15 protein-coding genes are annotated in these 17,111 nt (G+C 67.4%); 10 read left to right on the top strand and 5 right to left on the bottom strand.

Annotated elements, in window-relative coordinates; genetic code table 11:
- Together polA and WAZ62_RS06465 are read left to right on the top strand one after the other, a co-directional pair.
- A partial coding sequence (gene polA, locus WAZ62_RS06460) for a DNA polymerase I (RefSeq protein WP_422642691.1) occupies nt 1–1,874 on the top strand: 1,874 nt, incomplete at its 5' end.
- 78 nt (nt 1,875–1,952) lie between these two features.
- Nucleotides 1,953–4,034 (top strand): molybdopterin-dependent oxidoreductase, encoded by a 2,082-nt coding sequence (locus WAZ62_RS06465; RefSeq protein ID WP_422642692.1) that lies wholly within the window; start codon nt 1,953–1,955, stop codon nt 4,032–4,034.
- A 131-nt stretch (nt 4,035–4,165) separates the two neighbouring features.
- Here WAZ62_RS06465 and WAZ62_RS06470 read toward each other — a convergent pair whose 3' ends face one another.
- Nucleotides 4,166–5,614, bottom strand: a complete 1,449-nt coding sequence (locus WAZ62_RS06470) for a vWA domain-containing protein (protein WP_422642693.1) — start codon at nt 5,612–5,614, stop codon at nt 4,166–4,168.
- 318 nt (nt 5,615–5,932) lie between these two features.
- On the opposite strand from WAZ62_RS06470, the gene WAZ62_RS06475 reads away from it, so the two are divergent.
- A complete protein-coding gene (locus WAZ62_RS06475) occupies nt 5,933–6,970 on the top strand; it encodes a glycosyltransferase family 2 protein (protein WP_422642694.1) in 1,038 nt (345 codons plus the stop codon).
- Entirely contained in the window at nt 6,970–7,710 is a 741-nt protein-coding gene (locus WAZ62_RS06480) for a methyltransferase domain-containing protein (protein ID WP_422642695.1), read from the top strand. The genes WAZ62_RS06475 and WAZ62_RS06480 overlap by 1 nt, the downstream gene beginning before the upstream one ends.
- Here WAZ62_RS06480 and WAZ62_RS06485 read toward each other — a convergent pair.
- From WAZ62_RS06485 to WAZ62_RS06495, 3 genes are all read right to left on the bottom strand, one after another.
- Nucleotides 7,642–8,838 (bottom strand): glycosyltransferase family 87 protein, encoded by a 1,197-nt coding sequence (locus WAZ62_RS06485; protein WP_422642696.1) that lies wholly within the window; start codon nt 8,836–8,838, stop codon nt 7,642–7,644. The genes WAZ62_RS06480 and WAZ62_RS06485 overlap by 69 nt on opposite strands.
- Before the next feature lie 129 nt (nt 8,839–8,967).
- Nucleotides 8,968–10,575 (bottom strand): phosphoenolpyruvate carboxykinase, encoded by a 1,608-nt coding sequence (locus tag WAZ62_RS06490; RefSeq protein WP_422642697.1) that lies wholly within the window; start codon nt 10,573–10,575, stop codon nt 8,968–8,970.
- A 163-nt stretch (nt 10,576–10,738) separates the two neighbouring features.
- Complete coding sequence (locus WAZ62_RS06495) at nt 10,739–11,467, bottom strand: HugZ family protein (RefSeq protein ID WP_422642698.1); 729 nt, start codon at nt 11,465–11,467, stop codon at nt 10,739–10,741.
- Between the two features lie 160 nt (nt 11,468–11,627).
- Between WAZ62_RS06495 and WAZ62_RS06500 the strand changes: the two genes are divergently transcribed.
- The 6 genes from WAZ62_RS06500 to WAZ62_RS06525 are packed head-to-tail and all read left to right on the top strand — an operon-like array spanning nt 11,628 to nt 16,089.
- Nucleotides 11,628–12,332, top strand: a complete 705-nt coding sequence (locus WAZ62_RS06500; protein WP_422642699.1) for a response regulator transcription factor — start codon at nt 11,628–11,630, stop codon at nt 12,330–12,332.
- A gap of 10 nt (nt 12,333–12,342) precedes the next feature.
- Nucleotides 12,343–13,995, top strand: coding sequence for a stimulus-sensing domain-containing protein (locus WAZ62_RS06505; protein WP_422642700.1), 1,653 nt, complete (start codon nt 12,343–12,345; stop codon nt 13,993–13,995).
- A gap of 31 nt (nt 13,996–14,026) precedes the next feature.
- Nucleotides 14,027–14,476 carry an HPr kinase/phosphorylase gene (locus WAZ62_RS06510; protein ID WP_422642701.1) on the top strand — a complete coding sequence of 150 codons (450 nt, stop codon included), beginning with the start codon at nt 14,027–14,029 and terminating at the stop codon, nt 14,474–14,476.
- Nucleotides 14,473–15,384 carry an RNase adapter RapZ gene (gene rapZ, locus WAZ62_RS06515; protein WP_422642702.1) on the top strand — a complete coding sequence of 304 codons (912 nt, stop codon included), beginning with the start codon at nt 14,473–14,475 and terminating at the stop codon, nt 15,382–15,384. Before WAZ62_RS06510 ends, rapZ begins: the two co-directional genes overlap by 4 nt.
- 22 nt (nt 15,385–15,406) lie before the next feature.
- On the top strand, nt 15,407–15,811 hold the full coding sequence (locus WAZ62_RS06520; protein WP_422642705.1) for a PTS sugar transporter subunit IIA: 405 nt from the start codon (nt 15,407–15,409) through the stop codon (nt 15,809–15,811).
- Nucleotides 15,808–16,089, top strand: coding sequence for an HPr family phosphocarrier protein (locus tag WAZ62_RS06525; RefSeq protein WP_422642703.1), 282 nt, complete (start codon nt 15,808–15,810; stop codon nt 16,087–16,089). Before WAZ62_RS06520 ends, WAZ62_RS06525 begins: the two co-directional genes overlap by 4 nt.
- Nucleotides 16,090–16,097: 8 nt before the next feature.
- On the opposite strand, the gene WAZ62_RS06530 is transcribed toward WAZ62_RS06525, so the two are convergent.
- Nucleotides 16,098–17,111, bottom strand: a 1,014-nt coding sequence (locus tag WAZ62_RS06530; protein ID WP_422642704.1) for a glycosyltransferase, incomplete at its 5' end; no start/stop codon positions are given.

Below are 17,111 nucleotides of genomic sequence, written 5' to 3' on the forward strand. Positions count from 1 at the left end.
CGGCGAAGCCGGCCGAAGCGCCGGTGGCACCCGGCACCACCGTTTACGAGACCGTGACCGACATCCCGGCGCTGCAGCGCTGGATCGAGCGGGCGCGCGTCGCCGGCATCGTCGCCTTCGATACCGAGACCACCTCGCTCGATGCCATGCAGGCGCAGCTCGTCGGCTTCTCCCTTTGCGTCGAGCCGGGCAAGGCAGCCTATGTTCCCTTGCGTCACCGGCCGCGCGGCGGCCTCGCGCTCGATGGCGATATCGCGGCGCAGATCCCGGCCGAGGCGGCGCTCGAATTGCTGAAGCCACTGCTCGAAGCGGACGATGTGCTGAAGGTCGGGCAGAACCTGAAGTACGACATGCTGGTGCTGCGCAAGCACGGCATCGCCATCGCCCCCTTCGACGACACGATGCTGATCTCCTATGCCCTCGAGGGCGGCGCCCACGGCCATGGCATGGACGAATTGGCCAGCCTGCACCTCGGCCACGAGACGGTGAAATACGACGAGGTCACGGGCACCGGCAAGGAGCGCATCGGCTTCGACGAGGTCGGCCTCGCCGAGGCGACGCGCTATGCCGCCGAAGACGCCGACATCACCTTGCGCCTGTACCAGGCCCTGAAACCCCGCCTGTTCCGGGAGAGGGTCCTGACCGTCTACGAGACGCTGGAGCGGCCGCTGTCGCCCGTGCTCGTCGACATGGAAGCGGCCGGCATCCTGGTCGACCGGACCGAACTGGCCCGTTTGTCGGCCGATTTCGCCGCCCGCATGGCCGAGATGGAAGGGGAAATCCACCAGCTCGCCGGACGTAGTTTCAATGTCGGCAGCCCCAAGCAATTGGGCGAAATCCTGTTCGACGACATGAAACTGCCGGGCGGCAAGCGCATGAAGACCGGCGCCTGGGGCACCGGCGCCGATGTGCTCGAAGAACTCGCCGGCCAGGGCCACGCCCTGCCGCAGAAGATTCTGGACTGGCGCCAGCTGGCCAAGCTGAAGTCGACCTATACCGACGCGCTGCAGGCCCAGATCAACCCGCAGACCGGCCGGGTCCATACGTCCTACGCCATGGCCTCGACCTCGACGGGGCGCCTGTCGTCGACCGATCCCAACCTGCAGAACATCCCGATCCGCACCGAGGAAGGCCGCAAGATCCGCCGCGCCTTCGTCGCCGCGCCGGGCACCGTGCTCATGTCGGCCGACTACAGCCAGATCGAGCTGCGCCTGCTCGCCCATATCGCCGACATCGGCGCCCTGAAGGAGGCTTTCGCCAAGGGCATCGACATTCACGCCCTGACCGCCTCGGAAGTCTTCGGCGTGCCGGTCGAGGGCATGGACCCGATGATCCGGCGCCGCGCCAAGGCGATCAATTTCGGCATCATCTACGGCATCTCGGCCTTCGGCCTCGCCAACCAGCTCGGCATTCCGCAGGGCGAGGCCGGCGCCTACATCAAGCGCTATTTCGAGCGTTTCCCCGGCATCCGCGCCTATATGGACGCGATGAAGGAACTCGCCCACAAGCAGGGCTTCGTCGGCACGATCTTCGGCCGCAAGTGCCATGTTCCCGGCATCAACGACAAGAGCGCGGCCCGCCGCGCCTTCATGGAACGGGCCGCGATCAACGCCCCCATCCAGGGCTCCGCCGCCGACATCATGCGCCGCGCCATGATCCGCATGCCGGACGCCCTGCGCGAGGCCGGCCTGTCGGCCAAGATGCTGCTGCAGGTCCACGACGAACTCGTGTTCGAAGTACCGGACGCCGAGATCGCGGCGACGAAAGCCGTCGTCGTCCGCATCATGCAGGGCGCCGCCCTGCCCGCCCTCGACATCTCGGTCCCCCTCGTCGTCGAAGCCGGCACCGGACACTCCTGGGCCGAGGCGCATTAGCCTCGGCCACAAGCCCCTTCCGCCTCAATTCCGAACGGCCTACCCTTGATCCAAAAGAACGATCGGGGAGAGGTTTTCATGGCGACGCATTACCGGGCCTGCCATCTGTGCGAGGCGATCTGCGGGCTGGAGATCACGGTCGAGGATGGCAAGGTCGCCAGCATTCGCGGCGACAAGGCCGATGTGCTGTCCCATGGCCATATCTGCCCCAAGGGGGTCGCCCTCAAGGACCTGCACGAGGACCCGGAGCGCCTGCGCCGGCCGGTGAAGCGGGTGGGCGGTGATTTCGTCGAGATTTCCTGGGACGAGGCTTTCGAGACCGTGGGATCGCGACTGGCGGAGATCGCCAGGGCCCATGGCCGCGACGCCATCGGCGCCTATCTCGGCAATCCCAATGTCCATTCGGTCGGCCTGCTGACCGGGGGCGGGCCGCTGCTGCGCCTGATCAAGACGAAATCGGTCTATTCCGCGACCTCGGTCGACCAGTTGCCGCATCAACTGATGGCTTACTGGATGTATGGCCACCAGAATTACCTGTTCATTCCCGACATCGACCGCACCGACTTCCTGCTGGTCTTCGGCGGCAACCCCATGGCCTCCAACGGCAGCCTGATGACCGTGCCGGATTTCCCGGGCCGGCTGGCCGCGCTGAAGGCCCGGGGCGGGCGCATGATCGTGATCGATCCCCGGCGCACGGAAACCGCCAAGGTCGCCGACGGCCATCACTTCATCCGTCCGGGCACCGATGCCTTCGTGCTGTTGGCCATGGTCCATGTCCTTTTCGCGGAAGAACTGGCCGATGCCGGGCGGCTGGCCGATTTCACCGCCGGCCTCGACCTTGTCCGGGAGGCGGTCGCGCCCCTGACGCCCGAAGTCGCGGAAGCGGCCAGCGGCCTTCCGGCCGAAACGATCCGCGGCCTTGCCCGCGACCTCGCCGCAGCGCCTCGCGCCGCCCTCTATGGCCGCATGGGCACCTCGACCCAGGCCTTCGGCACCCTGTGCCAATGGGCGATCCAGCTCCTGAACCTCCTGACCGGCAATCTCGACCGCGAGGGCGGCACGCTGCTGTCCCACCCGGCGATCGAGGCCGGCATGGCGCCCCGCGCCGCCGGTGGCTTCGCCCGCTGGAGGAGCCGGGTGCGGGCCTTGCCCGAATTCGCCGGCAGCCTGCCGGTGGCGGCCCTCGCGGAGGAGATCGAGACCGAAGGCACCGGCCAGATCCGTGCCCTGCTGACGGTCGCCGGCAATCCCGTCTCGTCGACGCCCAACGGCCGGCGGCTGGATGCCGCCCTCGCCGGGCTCGACTTCATGGTCAGCGTCGATTTCTTCGTCAACGAGACGACGCGCCATGCCGACATCATCCTGCCGCCCTGCTCGCCGCTGGAGCGCGGACATTACGATCTCGCCTTCCTGACGCTGGCGGTGCGCAATGTCGCGCGCTGGTCCGATCCCCTGTTCGAGAAGCCGGACGGCGCCCTGCACGACTGGGAAGTGCTGGCGGGCATCGCCACCGCCTTCGCCACGGCGATGGGACAGGAGGCCCCGCACCTGATGGCCCCGGAAGTGCTGATCGACATGGGCCTGCAGGTCGGCCCCTATGACCTCGATCTCGAGAAGCTGCGGGCGGCGCCCCATGGCGTCGACCTCGGCCCCTTGCGTCCCTCCCTGCCCGAGCGGCTGCTGACGGCGAGCGGCAAGATCGAGGCCGCGCCGGAGGGCTGCCTCGCCGACCTGCCGCGCCTCAAGGCGGCGGCGGGCGAGCGCCCCGACCTGGTGCTGATCGGCCGGCGCCATGTCCGCTCCAACAATTCGTGGATGAACAACAGCCAGCGCCTGATCAAGGGCCCCGTGCGCAACCGCCTGCAGATGCATCCCGCCGACATGGAACTGCGCCAGATCCGCAGCGGCCAGACCGTCGCCATCACCAGCCGCATCGGCGAAGTGAAGATCGAGGTTGAAGCGAGCGAAGATGTGATGCCGGGCGTCGTCTGCCTGCCCCACGGCTGGGGCCAGGCGACGCGGGACGGCCTTCACCTGACCATCGCCGCCGCCGCCGGCGGCGTCTCCTTCAACGACCTGTCGGACGAAGCATTGCTCGATGCCGCCAGCGGCAACGCGGTGTTGAACGGAATGCCGGTCGAGGTCCGGGCGGTCGCCTGAGCGCCGGGAACGCTCCCCATTACGCCGTCATCCCGGCGAAGGCCGGGATCTCGCGCAAGGAGAGGCGCCTTCTCGTTTCGAGTTCCCGGCCTGCGCCGGGACGACAATGTTACAGTGTCGGCGGAGGGGCCCTATCGCGCCAGCCCATCCGCCGTGCGCACGAGCTGGATGAATTCGGCGCGGTAACCGTCCGGATCACGGCCGCGGGCGCCGTCGGCCAGGTCGGCGATCGCTTCCCATGACAGGCCCGCGACATAGCGGCTGCCCGCCAGCTTCTGGCCATAGGCGGCGACGGCGGCCTGGAAACGCTGATTGTCGCCCGCCTGGGCGAGGCTCGTCACCTCGTCCCGCCGGGTCACCGGGCGTTCGATCAGACGGCTGGCGCCCTGGCCCGGGAGCTTGTAGCGGATGCGCAGCAGGGCGAATTCGTCGCCATGCGCGCCGGCCGGCGGCCCCGCGAAACCATAGCGCAGCGGATCGATGTAACCCTTGCCGCCCGCCGGGGTGATCTCGTAGATCGCAGTCACCGCCGCGCCCGAGCCGACATCGCCGGCATCGACACGGTCATCATTGAAATCCTCCCGCGCGAGGGCGCGGGTCTCATAGCCGATCAGGCGGTATTCCGAGACCCGGGCCGGATTGAATTCGACCTGGAACTTCACGTCGTCGGCGACCGGCACCAGGGTCGAGGCGGCTTCCTCGCGCAACACCTTGCGTCCCTCCAGCGCGGTATCGACGTAATAGGCATTGCCATTGCCCTTCTGGGCGATGGCCTGCATCAGCCCGTCGTTCAGATTGCCGGCCCCGACCCCGAGGATGGAGAGATAGATGCCCTTCTTCTTCTGCTCCTCCACGAAATCGGCGAGCGTCGCGGGATTGGTATTGCCGACGTTGAAATCGCCGTCGGTCGCGAGGATGACCCGGTTCACCGCGCCCTCGGCGTAATGGCGGCGGACGAGGTCATAGGCTTCCTTCAGCCCCGCGCCCCCGGCGGTAGAGCCGCCGGCGGAAAGCCCGTCGATGGTGTCGATGATCTCGTCCTTGTCCGAGGTCGGCTCCAGCTTCACCTCGGCCGCGCCGGCATAGACGACGATGCCGACCTTGTCGCTCGGCCGCAGCTCGCGGGCGAAATCGCGCAGCGACGATTTGACCAGAGCGAGCCGATCCGCCCCGTCCATCGAGCCGGAAACGTCGATGACGAGGACGAGATTGAGGGGCGGCCGCGCGCCCGCCTCGAGACTCATCGCCTTGATCGAGATGGTCATCAGTTTCGCCTCGGCATTCCAGGGCGCCGGCATGATGCCGACCCGGGCCGAGAAGGGCTGATCCCGGTCCTGCGCCGCCGGCAGCTCGTAGGGGAAGTAATTCACCATCTCCTCGACCCGCACCGCCTCGGCCGGCGGCAGCTTGCCCTGCCGCAGGTAACGCCGGACGACCGCATAGGATGCGGTATCGACATCGGCGGCGAAGGTCGAGACCGGCTCCTCCGTCACCAGTTTCACCGGATTGGCCGAGACTTCCGGGAAGCGGTCGCCGACGGGCTGGGGCATGGGCGCCATGGCGGCACGGCTCGATCCCATGGATGCGACTGCGGGCGCGGCGGACATATCATACTGCGATCCCGCGCTCCCAACGGAGATTCCTCCCCCCGGCGAGGAACTACATCCCCAGAGGCCACCCGCCAGCGAAAGGGGCAGAACCATCGCCGGGACGAACCCGGACTTCATGACCGACATGATGCAATCTCCCATGGAAAGGCGAGGGCCACCTTTCGCAGGGATTGAGGCGGAGACCGGGATAAAGCGCGGCGGATTTGCGGCGAGAGTGGTCGAGACGTTCTTAACCCAAGACTGTTATCCTGATGCAACAGTGGCCAGATCGACCACGGGAGTCTTGCCTTGGAGCCGAGTGATTTCGTCCTGTCCGTCGTCGTGCCGGTGCGCGATGAAGAGGATGCCGTGCCGCTCTTCCTGGCGGCCGCGCTGCCGGTCCTGCGCGACCTCACCCCGTCTTTCGAAATCGTCTTCGTCGACGATGGCTCGGCCGACGGTACCGCGCGCGTCATCGAGGCCGCCCGGGCGACCGAGCCCCGCCTGCGCCTCCTGTCCCTGTCCCGCAACTTCGGCAAGGAAGCCGCCATGACCGCGGGCCTTCATTTCGCGACGGGCGACGCGGCGATCCCGATGGACGTCGACCTGCAGGACCCGCCCGAGGTCATCCCCGAGCTGGTCGAGCAATGGCGGGCGGGCTTCGACATCGTCTATGCCCGCAGGCGAAGCCGGCCGACCGACACCGCGCTGAAACGGGTTTCGGCCGGGCATTTCTATGCCCTGTTCAATCGCCTGTCGGACATTCCCATTCCGAGCAATGTCGGCGACTTCCGGCTGATGGACCGCCGCGTGCTGGATGCGCTGCAACAGTTCCCGGAGCGCAACCGCTTCATGAAGGGCCTGTTCGCCGCCCTCGGCTTCCGTCAGGGCGAAGTGCTTTACGACCGGCCGGAGCGGGCCGCCGGGAAAAGCAAATTCCGTTTCTGGCGGCTGTGGAATTTCGCCCTCGACGGCATCACCTCCTTCTCTTCGATGCCGCTTCGGGTGTGGAGCTACGTCGGGGCCGCCGTCGCCCTGCTCGGCTTTCTCTATGGTGGCTTCATCGTCGTCCGCACCCTGGTCTACGGCCGGGACACCCCGGGCTTCGCCACAATCGCCGTGCTGGTTACCGTGCTGGGCGGGCTTCAGCTGCTGTCGATCGGGATCATCGGTGAATATGCCTCGCGCATCTTCGTCGAGACGAAGAACCGCCCGCTCTACATCGTGCGCGATTTCGCCGGCTTCGACCGGGCGCTGATCGAGGAAAAGCGGGGCGAGCTGTCGCGTCTCGCGGTCCTGCCACGCCGCGCGTCCCGCCGCGCCGACCAGAGTGGGGAGGATTGCTGATGGACCTGAAGGAAGAAGACATCCTCGGCGAGTCCGTGTCGCGGCACTGGTATTACGCCTCGAAACTCGGCGCGGTGCGCCGGTTGCTGCGCGGCCTCGACTTCCGGGCGATCCTCGACGTCGGGGCGGGCTCGGGCTTCTTCGGCCGCAGCCTGCTGCGGGAAACGAATGCCGCGCGCTGCCAATGCGTCGACATCAACTACCCGGCGGATCGGGACAGCATCGAAGCCGGCAAACCGGTCCTGTTCCGCCGCCAGCCGGAAGACATCGCCGGTCACGAGCTGATCCTCTTCATCGACGTGCTCGAGCATGTCGAGGACGACACCGGCTTCCTCGCCAACTATGTGGCGGCGGCCGCCGAGGACGCATATTTTCTGCTGTCGGTCCCGGCCTTCCCGTCGCTGTGGAGCGGGCACGATGTCTTCCTCGGCCACCATCGGCGCTATCGGCTGCGTCAGCTCGAGGATCTGGCCCGACGCGCCGGGCTGGAGGTCGTGCGCGGGCGCTATTTCTTCGGCTTGCTGTTTCCGCTGGTCGCGCTCGTGCGCCTGGCGAAGCGGGGGATGAGCAAGGTCAGCGAATCCGATCTGCGCCCGGCGCCACCCCTCGTCAACGGCGTGCTTCGCCTGTTGTGCGGGATCGAGGCGCGGCTGCTGCTGCCGGTGAACCGGCTATGCGGCGTGACCGCCTTCTGTCTGGCGCGGAAGCCGCGCGGCGAGCAGCAGCGAGACCATCAATAGCGGTACCGCCACCGGCCGGCCGAGGACATTCAGGATCATCCCGAAAAAGGGCAGAAGCCAGAGCAGGGCCTGAAACCCGCGCTCGGCCAGGGGCGGCTGCCCCGGACGTTCCCGGCAAGCGATGATCTGCGCGCCCGCGATGACCGCGAGATCATAGAAGTGCAGGTAAGGCAGGATCAGCGCCGTCGCCAGGGCGACGACCGTCAGGTCTCGCCCCTCCCCGACCCCGCCGCCGCGCCGGCGCCACAGATAGACGAGGGCCGTGCCGAGGGCGAAGACCGAGACCATCCCCTGCACCCCATAGCTGTCGCCGATGTCGAATCCCAGCACGCGCGCGGCCATGAAGGCCGTCAGCTTCATGCCCTGGGCGAGGCCCGAGCCTTCTTCGAGCAATTGGCGCTGGAACGGTACGCCCTCGGTCAGATAGGCCGCCCAGAGGCCGGTCCCGAAGACGAGCCAGGACGCGAGACACAGCACGATCACCGTGGCCGCCGCGGCCCCAATCGTCCGCCAGCGCCGGTCGATCAGCAGCACCAGCGGCAGCATCACCGCCAGCATCGGCTTGAAGATCAGCAGGCCGATCAGCACACCGCCGAGGAGCGGCCGGCCCCGCGCCAGTCGCAGCCCGCCGATGATGAGGGCGGCGCAGATCAGTCCGTTCTGGCCCAGCGCGACATTGGTGACGCACAGCGGCACCGCCAGGGCGAGCAGGATGGACGAGCGGCGGAAATCCGGCGCGGCGACGGCGAGCGCGAAAGCGACCGGCCCGGCCAGCGACCACAGGATCAGGGTCACGGGATAGGGCAAGGCGCCGAAGGGGGCCAGCATCAGGAGGGCGGGCGGCGGATAGGGAAAGACGTGCAGGCCCGCCTCCGGCCCCAGCATGGCCGTCACCGCCTGCTGGAAAGCGGGATAGTCGTAGATCGACGCGAGATCGCCCGCGAGGGCGAGCCGTCCCGCCGTCCAGAAGACATAGGCATCGCGGCCGATCACCTGGCCCCGGCTGAAGCTCTGGTGCAGAAAGGGCCATTCGTCCAGCGCGACGATGACCAGAACCAGCGGCAGGATTCCGAAGGCGACGAGCAACAGATAGCGGGTCGATGGGGTATCGGGGCGAACAGCGCTCAAGGAAGCCTCGGACGATACGGCGGACGAACCCTTCGATCCTGCCGCGGAAAGGTTAACGACGCCCGGATCATGCTCAAAGAAAAAGGGCCGCGGTTACCCGCGGCCCCCTTGCAAGCGATCGCTGTCCGATCAGGCGGCCTTGGGAGCGGCCGACTTGATCGCGTCGTCGACGTGGGCTTCGAACTGGGCGAAGTTGTCGATGAACAGCTTCACCAGATGCTTGGCCTGCGCGTCATAGGCGGCCTTGTCGGCCCAGGTCTGACGCGGGTCGAGGATCTCGGTCGGGACGCCCGGCACGGCGACCGGCACGTCGAAGCCGAAGTTCGGGTCCTTGCGGAACTCGACCTTGTTCAGCGAGCCGTCGAGGGCGGCGCGCAGCAGAGCGCGGGTCACCTTGATCGGCATGCGCTGGCCGACGCCGAACACGCCGCCCGTCCAGCCGGTGTTCACCAGCCAGCAGGACACGCCGTGACTGGCGATCTTGTCCTTCAGGATATTGCCATAGACCGTCGGGTGACGCGGCATGAAGGGGGCGCCGAAGCAGGTCGAGAAGGTCGCCTGCGGCTCCTTGCCGAGGCCCTTTTCGGTGCCGGCGACCTTGGCGGTGTAGCCCGACAGGAAGTGGTACATCGCCTCTTCCGGCGACAGACGCGAGATCGGGGGCAGCACGCCGAAGGCATCGGCCGTCAGCATGATGATGTTCTTGGGATGGCCCGCGACACCGCTGAGCGAGGCGTTGGCGATGAAGTCGAGCGGATAGGCGCCGCGCGAATTCTCGGCCAGGGTCGCATCGTCGAGGTCGAGCTTGCGGGTCTCGGGATCGATCACCACGTTCTCGAGCACGGTGCCGAAACGCCGGGTGGTCGAGAAGATTTCCGGCTCGGCGGTTTCCGAGAGACGGATCATCTTGGCGTAGCAGCCGCCCTCGATGTTGAACACGCCGTCTTCCGACCAGCCATGCTCGTCGTCGCCGATGAGCTGACGTTCCGGATCGGCCGAGAGGGTGGTCTTGCCGGTGCCCGACAGGCCGAAGAAGATCGCCGAGTCGCCCGCTTCGCCGACGTTGATCGAGCAGTGCATGGGCATGACACCCTTCACCGGCAGCAGGTAGTTCAGGATGGTGAAGACCGACTTCTTCATTTCGCCGGCATAGGACGTGCCACCGATGACGATGGTCTTCGCGGCGAAGTCGACGACGATGAAGGTCTCGGACTTGGTGCCGTCAACCGCCGGGTCGGCCAGCAGGTTCGGGCAGTCGATGATGGTGAACTCGGGAACGAAGTCCTCGAGATCGCCGGCAAGCGGCCGGACGAGCAGATTGCGGATGAACAGCGAGTGCCAGGCGTATTCGGTCACCACGCGGACCTTCACCCGGTTTTCCGGGTCGGCGCCGCCGTAAAGATCCTGAACGAAGATTTCCTTGTTCTGGAGATAGGCCTTCACCTTCTCGCGCAGCGCGGCGGCCTTCGCCGGCTCGATCGCGACGTTGGACTTGCCCCACCACACGTTGTCGGCGGTGGTCTCGTCCTTCACGGTGAACTTGTCGCTGGCGGAGCGGCCGGTGTGCTGGCCGGTCTTGACCACCAGCGGACCGCCTTCGGCGACGACGCCCTCCTTGCGGCGGATGGCCTCCTCGTAGAGGGCGGGGGCGCCCAGGTTCCAGTAGGCCGCGGCGACGTTGCGGATGCCCTGGAGCTCAAGGCCGTGTTTCGAAACATGGGTGCCAATTTGGCGCAATGGACTTCTCCGCAAGGTTTTTCAGCGCGGGATGACGACCCCGCTGCGGGTGATCGAAGACGACGAACAAACACGCGCCATCTATTTCGGTTGCATGACGGGCGGAAAATAGATTCCGCCGCCCGGGTCCGCAACTGTCCACTTCTCCCCGGTTTGTGACATTTCATACAGGATTTTCCGAAACTCGTGCCCGGCGCACCAAATCCACCAGCGCAATACGCGCCTCGGTTGCGTTTGCCACGGCCCGATCAAAGAAAATCCGGCCGCGACCGCCATCCGGTGCCGCGAGATCGGCTCCCTCGGGGTCGAGTCCCGTCATGCGCCATTCTGCCGCAGGCAGGCCCAGCAGCGCCGTCGCGTAGAGCGCGACCGCATCGGCATGATCGGCGTTCATATGGGCGACGATCTCGGCCTCGGCTTCGGCGAGGACCGCGCAAGGCGCATCATCGAACAGGACATCGGCCGCCGGGATCCAGTGGATGCGGCCAAAGCCCGCCACGAGATGGGCGCGCTCCGGCGCCATCCGCCACAGGCTGAAATCGGGAAAGTCGCGATACATCGCCGCCTCGGCATGGCGGGCGATGAACCGATCCTTCAGGCGCTCGTCGTCGATCCGGCTCATCCGCCCGACGAGGCTGACCCGCGCCCCGGTCAGCCGGGCGATCCGCCCGACCGTGCCGTCGAACAGAAGCGACGCCCGACCATCGGCCAGCAGGGCCCTGGTGTGTTCGGCAAGGCCCGAGATGAAGATCAGCGGCCGGCCGGCATGGTCGGTCGCGGTCAGCACCAGCGAGACATAGGGGCCACCCCCCGGCAGTAGCACGCCGAGCGACGCGGTCGGCGTGCGACGGACGAGATCGCGGGCGGTATCGGCGGGACTGGCTTCGGTCATTTTCACGCTCTCCTGCCTTCCGGACGGCCGGCGTCGCGGCCCTTCGCCAGAGGGTGATGGCATATTCGCCGCATCCTTGCCAAAATTACCGCCCAATTCCATGCGACGGGATAGGCCGCACCCGCGACTCCTATCCCGGCGGCAGGACCAAGGACCCGGCATGAAGACCACCCCCAAGATCGCCCTCGTCGATGACGACCGCAATATCCTGACGTCGGTATCGATCGGCCTCGAGGCCGAGGGTTTCGCGGTCGAGACCTATACCGATGGCGCGACGGCGCTGGCCGCCTTCGGCCGTTCGCCGCCCGACCTCGCCGTGCTCGACATCAAGATGCCGCGCATGGACGGGATGGAAGTGCTGCGCCGGCTGCGCCAGGCCTCCAGCCTGCCGGTCATTTTCCTGACCTCGAAGGACGACGAGCTGGACGAGGTGCTGGGCCTGCGCATGGGCGCCGACGATTATATCCGCAAGCCCTTCTCCCAGCGCCTGCTGATCGAGCGGATCAAGGCCCTGCTGCGCCGGGCCGAGGCCGCCGGCGAGGGCGACGACGCGAGACCCGAGCCCCTGATGGTGCGCGGCCGCCTGACCCTCGATCCGTTGCGCCATGCCTGCACCTGGGATGGCCAGCAGGTCACGCTCACCGTGACGGAATTCCTGATCCTCCAGGCCCTCGCCCAGCGGCCCGGCCATGTGAAGAGCCGCGACCAGCTGATGGACGCGGCCTATGACGACCAAGTCTATGTCGACGACCGCACGATCGACAGCCACATCAAGCGCCTGCGCAAGAAGTTCAAGACCGTCGATCCGGACTTCGGCTCGATCGAGACGCTCTATGGCATCGGCTACAAGTTTGACGAGGTCTAGGTCCGGTATCATGCCCCTTTCGGCGCCCGTTCGCCGGCACACCCGCGGGCGCGGCCCCTTCTCGTCGCTGACCCGGCGGATCCTGGCGGTCAATGTCGTCGCCCTCGCCGTTCTCGTCGGCGGGGTGCTCTATCTCGACCAGTTCCGCTCGAGCCTCGTCACCCAGCGCGCCGATTCGCTGCTGACCCAGGGCGAGATCATCGCAGGCGCCCTCGGCCTCGCCGCTTCGTCGGGGCCGGAGGCGACCGATCTCGACATCCTGCCGGCCCGCGCCCTCCTGCTGCGCCTGACCGATCCGACGGCGACGCGCGCCCGCCTGTTCAACAACGACGGCCAGCTGGTCGCCGACACCAACGACCTGCGCCCCGGGGCCCAGGTATCGCGGGTCGAATTGCCGCCGCCGGATGACGGCCCCGGGGTCGTCGAATTCCTTTACGATCTGCTGGAGCCCTTGCTGCCGGTGGCCCGGCCGCGCTCGCTCTATGTCGATTATCCGTTGCAGCAGGCCCGCGACTATCCGGAGGCCGCCGCCGCCCTCGCCGGCAACACGGGCGCGATCGAGCGCATGACGGCCGATGGCGCGCCCCATATTTCCGTCGCCATTCCCGTCGTCCGCTTCCGCAAGGTGCTGGGCGCCCTCGTCCTCTCGGTCGAGGCGCGCGACATCGACCAGGCGATCCGGGCCGAGCGCCTCGCCATTCTCGAAGTCTTCGCCTTCGCCCTCGCCGTTACCGTGCTGCTGTCGATCTTCCTGGCGCGCACCATCGCGAGCCCGGTGCACCAACTGGCCGAGGCCGCCGAACAGGTGAAGGCCGGACGGGGCGAGCGAGTCGCGATCCCCAATTTCAGCCGCCGCCGCGACGAGATCGGCGATCTGTCCCTGGCCCTGCAATCGATGACCGAAGCGCTCTACGGCCGGATCGACGCCATCGAATCCTTCGCCGCCGATGTCGCCCACGAGTTGAAGAACCCGCTGTCGTCGATCCGCAGCGCGGTCGAGGCCTGGGGCCTCACCAGGGATGCCCATGCCCGCCAGCGCCTGACCGAGATCATCGAGATCGATGTCCGCCGCCTCGACAAGCTGATTTCCGAAATATCGGACGCCTCGCGCCTCGATGCCGAAATGGCGCGCGACCGGCGCCGACCCGTCGCCCTCGACGGCCTGCTGAAGGGCATTATCGACACGTACACCGACCTGAAGCGCGAAGGCGGACCGGCCTTCGAGCTGACCGTCGCCACCGAGGCCCGCGATCTTGCCGTCTTCGGGGCCGCGGAACAGCTGGGCCGGGTGTTCCGCAATCTGATCGACAATGCGATTTCCTTTTCACCCGAGGGCGGCAAGGTCCGCGTCGCCCTGGTCCGGGATGGCCGCGACCTGGTGGCACGGGTCGAGGACGACGGGCCGGGCATTCCCGACGAAGCCCTGACCCGCATCTTCGAGCGATTCTATACCGAACGTCCGAACGAGCAGATCGGCAGTCATTCGGGCCTTGGTCTCGCCATCGTGCGTCAGATCGTCGAAGGCCACGAAGGAAGCATCACCGCCAGCAACCGCCCCGGCACCGCCGGCACGGCGGCGGGCGCCTGTTTCACCGTGCGCCTGCCCGCCCTCATCGAGAAACCCCGCCGCGGCAACCGACCTCTCGCCTCCGACATCGATTGACGAGGCGGTGCGGGCAGCGCAATTTGCCGCCATGCCGGCTTTCGTACCCCTGCTGCTTCATGCCACCTGCGTCGCTCTCGGCCCGCGCGGCGTCCTGTTGCGTGGCCCATCCGGCGCCGGCAAGTCGGATCTTGCCCTGCGTCTCGTCGATCGCGGGGCCTGGCTCGTCGCCGACGATCAGGTGGAAGTGACAGTCGAGGCCGGCGAACTCATTGCCCGTTGCCCGGCGGCGATCCACGGCCTGCTCGAGGTGCGGGGCCTTGGCCTCGTCAACATGCCGGCCGCGCGCCAGATCCCCCTCGCCCTCGTCGCTGATCTGTTTCCCGTCGGCGATATCCCGCGCCTGCCGGCCGACGAACGGGTGAGCATCGCCGACATCAGCCTGTCACGGATCGCGCTTAATCCCTTCGAACAATCGGCGCCGATCAAGCTGGAGATGGCCCTTGCCCTCGTCGGCGGCACACTCGAGGTCAGACGATGAACGAATCCCCCCTGGGACTCGAAATTGCCGGGAGCGACAGGCGCCCCGGCGCGCTGCCGGTCATCCTGGTCACCGGCCTGTCCGGCGCCGGCAAGGCGACGGCGATGAAGGCGCTCGAGGATCTCGGCTATGAGACGATCGACAATCTGCCCCTGACCTTCCTGTCCGCCCTTCTGTCGCCCGGGGCCGAGCATCCGGCGCGCGGCGTCGCCATCAATGTCGACATCCGCAGCCGGGGTTTCGTCGCCGAGCAATTCCTGCGCCGGGTCGAATCACTGCGGGCGCGGCCCGATCTCGAACTGCAGGTGCTTTTTCTCGATTGCGCCGAAGTGGTCCTGGCCCAGCGCTACACCGAAACCCGCCGCCGCCACCCCATGGCGGAGGAGCGGCCGGTGGCCGATGGCATCGCCCTCGAACAGCGCCTGATGAGCGATATCCGCGACGAAGCGGACGAGGTGATCGACACCACGCTGCTCAGCATCAACGATCTGAAGCGCCTGATCGCCGGGCTGTTCCCGCTCGACGCCAACGCCGGGCTTTCGGTTTCGGTCATGTCCTTCTCGTTCAAGAAGGGCCTGCCGCGCGAGGCGGATCTCGTTTTCGACGTGCGCTTCCTCGCCAATCCGCATTGGGTGCCCGCGCTGCGCCCCGGCACCGGCAGGGATGCCGAGGTCGGCGCCCATATCATGGCCGATCCCGCCTTCGCCGAATTCGACGAAAGGGTCTCGGGTATGCTCACCTTCCTCGTCCCACTCTACCGCCGGGAGGGGAAATCCTATCTTACCATCGCTTTTGGGTGTACTGGCGGCCGCCATCGCTCGGTCTTTATGGCCGAACGCATCGGCGGGGTCTTGCGCGAAAGCGGTCATCGCGTCACCGTCATACATCGCGATACGGTGTTCGCTTGAGGTTGTCTTGTCGAATGGAGCCATAATCGGCCTGGTACTGGTGACTCACGGTCGCCTGGCTGAAGAGTTCATAGCGGCGACGGAACACGTCGTCGGGCCGCAACAGGCGATGCGGGCGATCTGCATCGGCGCCGAGGACGATATGGAACGGCGTCGGATCGACATTGTCGATGCCGTCTCCGCCGTTGATCGGGGCAAGGGGGTCATCATTCTCACCGACATGTTCGGCGGGACGCCCTCCAATCTGGCCATTTCCGTGCTCGGTCCCGGCATCGAGGTGATCGCCGGGGTGAACCTGCCCATGCTGATCAAGCTGGCCAGCGTCCGCACCAAGATGACCCTGGCCGAAGCGGTCAATGCCGCCCAGGACGCCGGCAAGAAATATATCTCGGTCGCGTCAGCCCATCTCGCCGGGGAGCAGGCGTGAGCGCAGGCGACAATCCCCGGGTGCTGAAGATCTGCAACAAGCGCGGCCTCCACGCCCGCGCCGCGGCCAAATTCGTCAGCACGGCCAGCCGCTTCGATGCCGAGGTGAAGGTTACCAAGGACGGCACCACCGTCACCGGCACCTCGATCATGGGCCTGATGATGCTGGCCGCCGCCATCGGCACCTGCATCGAGGTCAGCGCCACGGGTCGCGACGCGGATGCCGCGCTCGATGCGATCGGCGATCTCGTCGCCAACCGTTTCAACGAGGAAGAATAGGGCCGCCGTCAGCGCGGAGCGCGCCGTTCGATCGCGACCACCCGCCCCGCGCGCAGGCGATAGGTGCAATGGCCCCAGACCACCCGGCGCCGATCCAGGCTGAGCAGGAATGCCAGCAGATTCACGCCGTGAACCAGCGGCAGCACCAGCGGCAACAGGCGCGATGCCCGCTCCGCCATCCGCTGCCCCGTTGACGCGATCCCGGCGCGCCGGGCCAGACGGCGGCGCTGTCCGTCCGCCAGGGCGACAATGCCGGCCCCGAGGCCGAAAGCCACCAGCCCCCAGCCGCCCCGCAGCGCCAGCAGCCACAGGCTGACCGAGCCGAAGAGATTGAGCGCCAGCGTCAGCCCCGCCCAGGCCCAGAGCCAGGGCTGATAGAGCAGGAACATCTGATACTGCCGCCGCCCGAAGCCGAGCAGCGAGGCCAGCGAATGGCGGAAGGGCGTCGGCACCAGCACGGCGCCGCGAAAGATGATCTTCAGCCCAGCCCGCCGCGCCGCGCCGGCCAGCGCCAGATCGTCCGAGATTTCCCGCTCGAACAGGGCCGGCAGATCGAGGGTGCGCACCACGTCGCGCTTCAGCGCGAGGGAGCCGCCCCAGGTCAGCCAGCCCCGGTTGGGCTTGGGCAGGCCCGCCACCGCCCGATCGGCCCAGGTGCCGAGGATGGTGGCGAGACCGGCATCACCGGGCACGGGCCAGCGATAGCCGGTGACGATATCGGCCGCACCCCGCGCCAGGGGCCGCAGCAGATGGGCGAGCCAGTCGCGCGGCGGCTCGATATCGGCATCGGCGAGGACGATGAAGGGCGCGTCTTCACCGTGAAGCCGCAGGGCCGCCGCGAGGTTCCGGCACTTCTGGCTGCCCGCGACCGTCTCGCCGGCGACGACGACGGAAACCGGAAGGGGCGCGGCCAGCGCCGCGATCCGGCCATGGGCCGGGTCATCCACCGATTCGACGGTGAAGACCACCGCCCTCGGCCGGCAGCTTTGCGCCGACAGCGCCGCCATCAGGCGCTCCAGCCC

It is taken from the genome of Zavarzinia sp. (genome assembly GCF_049306435.1).
In the GTDB taxonomy this organism is placed as follows: Bacteria; Pseudomonadota; Alphaproteobacteria; order Zavarziniales; family Zavarziniaceae; genus Zavarzinia.

Coding starts and splice junctions, on each gene's coding strand:
- WAZ62_RS06510 (WP_422642701.1), top strand. CDS start 14,027: ATGCCGGCTTTCGTACCCCTGCTGCTTCATGCCACCTGCGTCGCTCTC.
- WAZ62_RS06465 (WP_422642692.1), top strand. CDS start 1,953: ATGGCGACGCATTACCGGGCCTGCCATCTGTGCGAGGCGATCTGCGGG.
- WAZ62_RS06500 (WP_422642699.1), top strand. CDS start 11,628: ATGAAGACCACCCCCAAGATCGCCCTCGTCGATGACGACCGCAATATC.
- WAZ62_RS06495 (WP_422642698.1), bottom strand. CDS start 11,467: ATGACCGAAGCCAGTCCCGCCGATACCGCCCGCGATCTCGTCCGTCGC.
- WAZ62_RS06470 (WP_422642693.1), bottom strand. CDS start 5,614: ATGGGATCGAGCCGTGCCGCCATGGCGCCCATGCCCCAGCCCGTCGGC.
- WAZ62_RS06480 (WP_422642695.1), top strand. CDS start 6,970: ATGGACCTGAAGGAAGAAGACATCCTCGGCGAGTCCGTGTCGCGGCAC.
- WAZ62_RS06505 (WP_422642700.1), top strand. CDS start 12,343: ATGCCCCTTTCGGCGCCCGTTCGCCGGCACACCCGCGGGCGCGGCCCC.
- rapZ (WP_422642702.1), top strand. CDS start 14,473: ATGAACGAATCCCCCCTGGGACTCGAAATTGCCGGGAGCGACAGGCGC.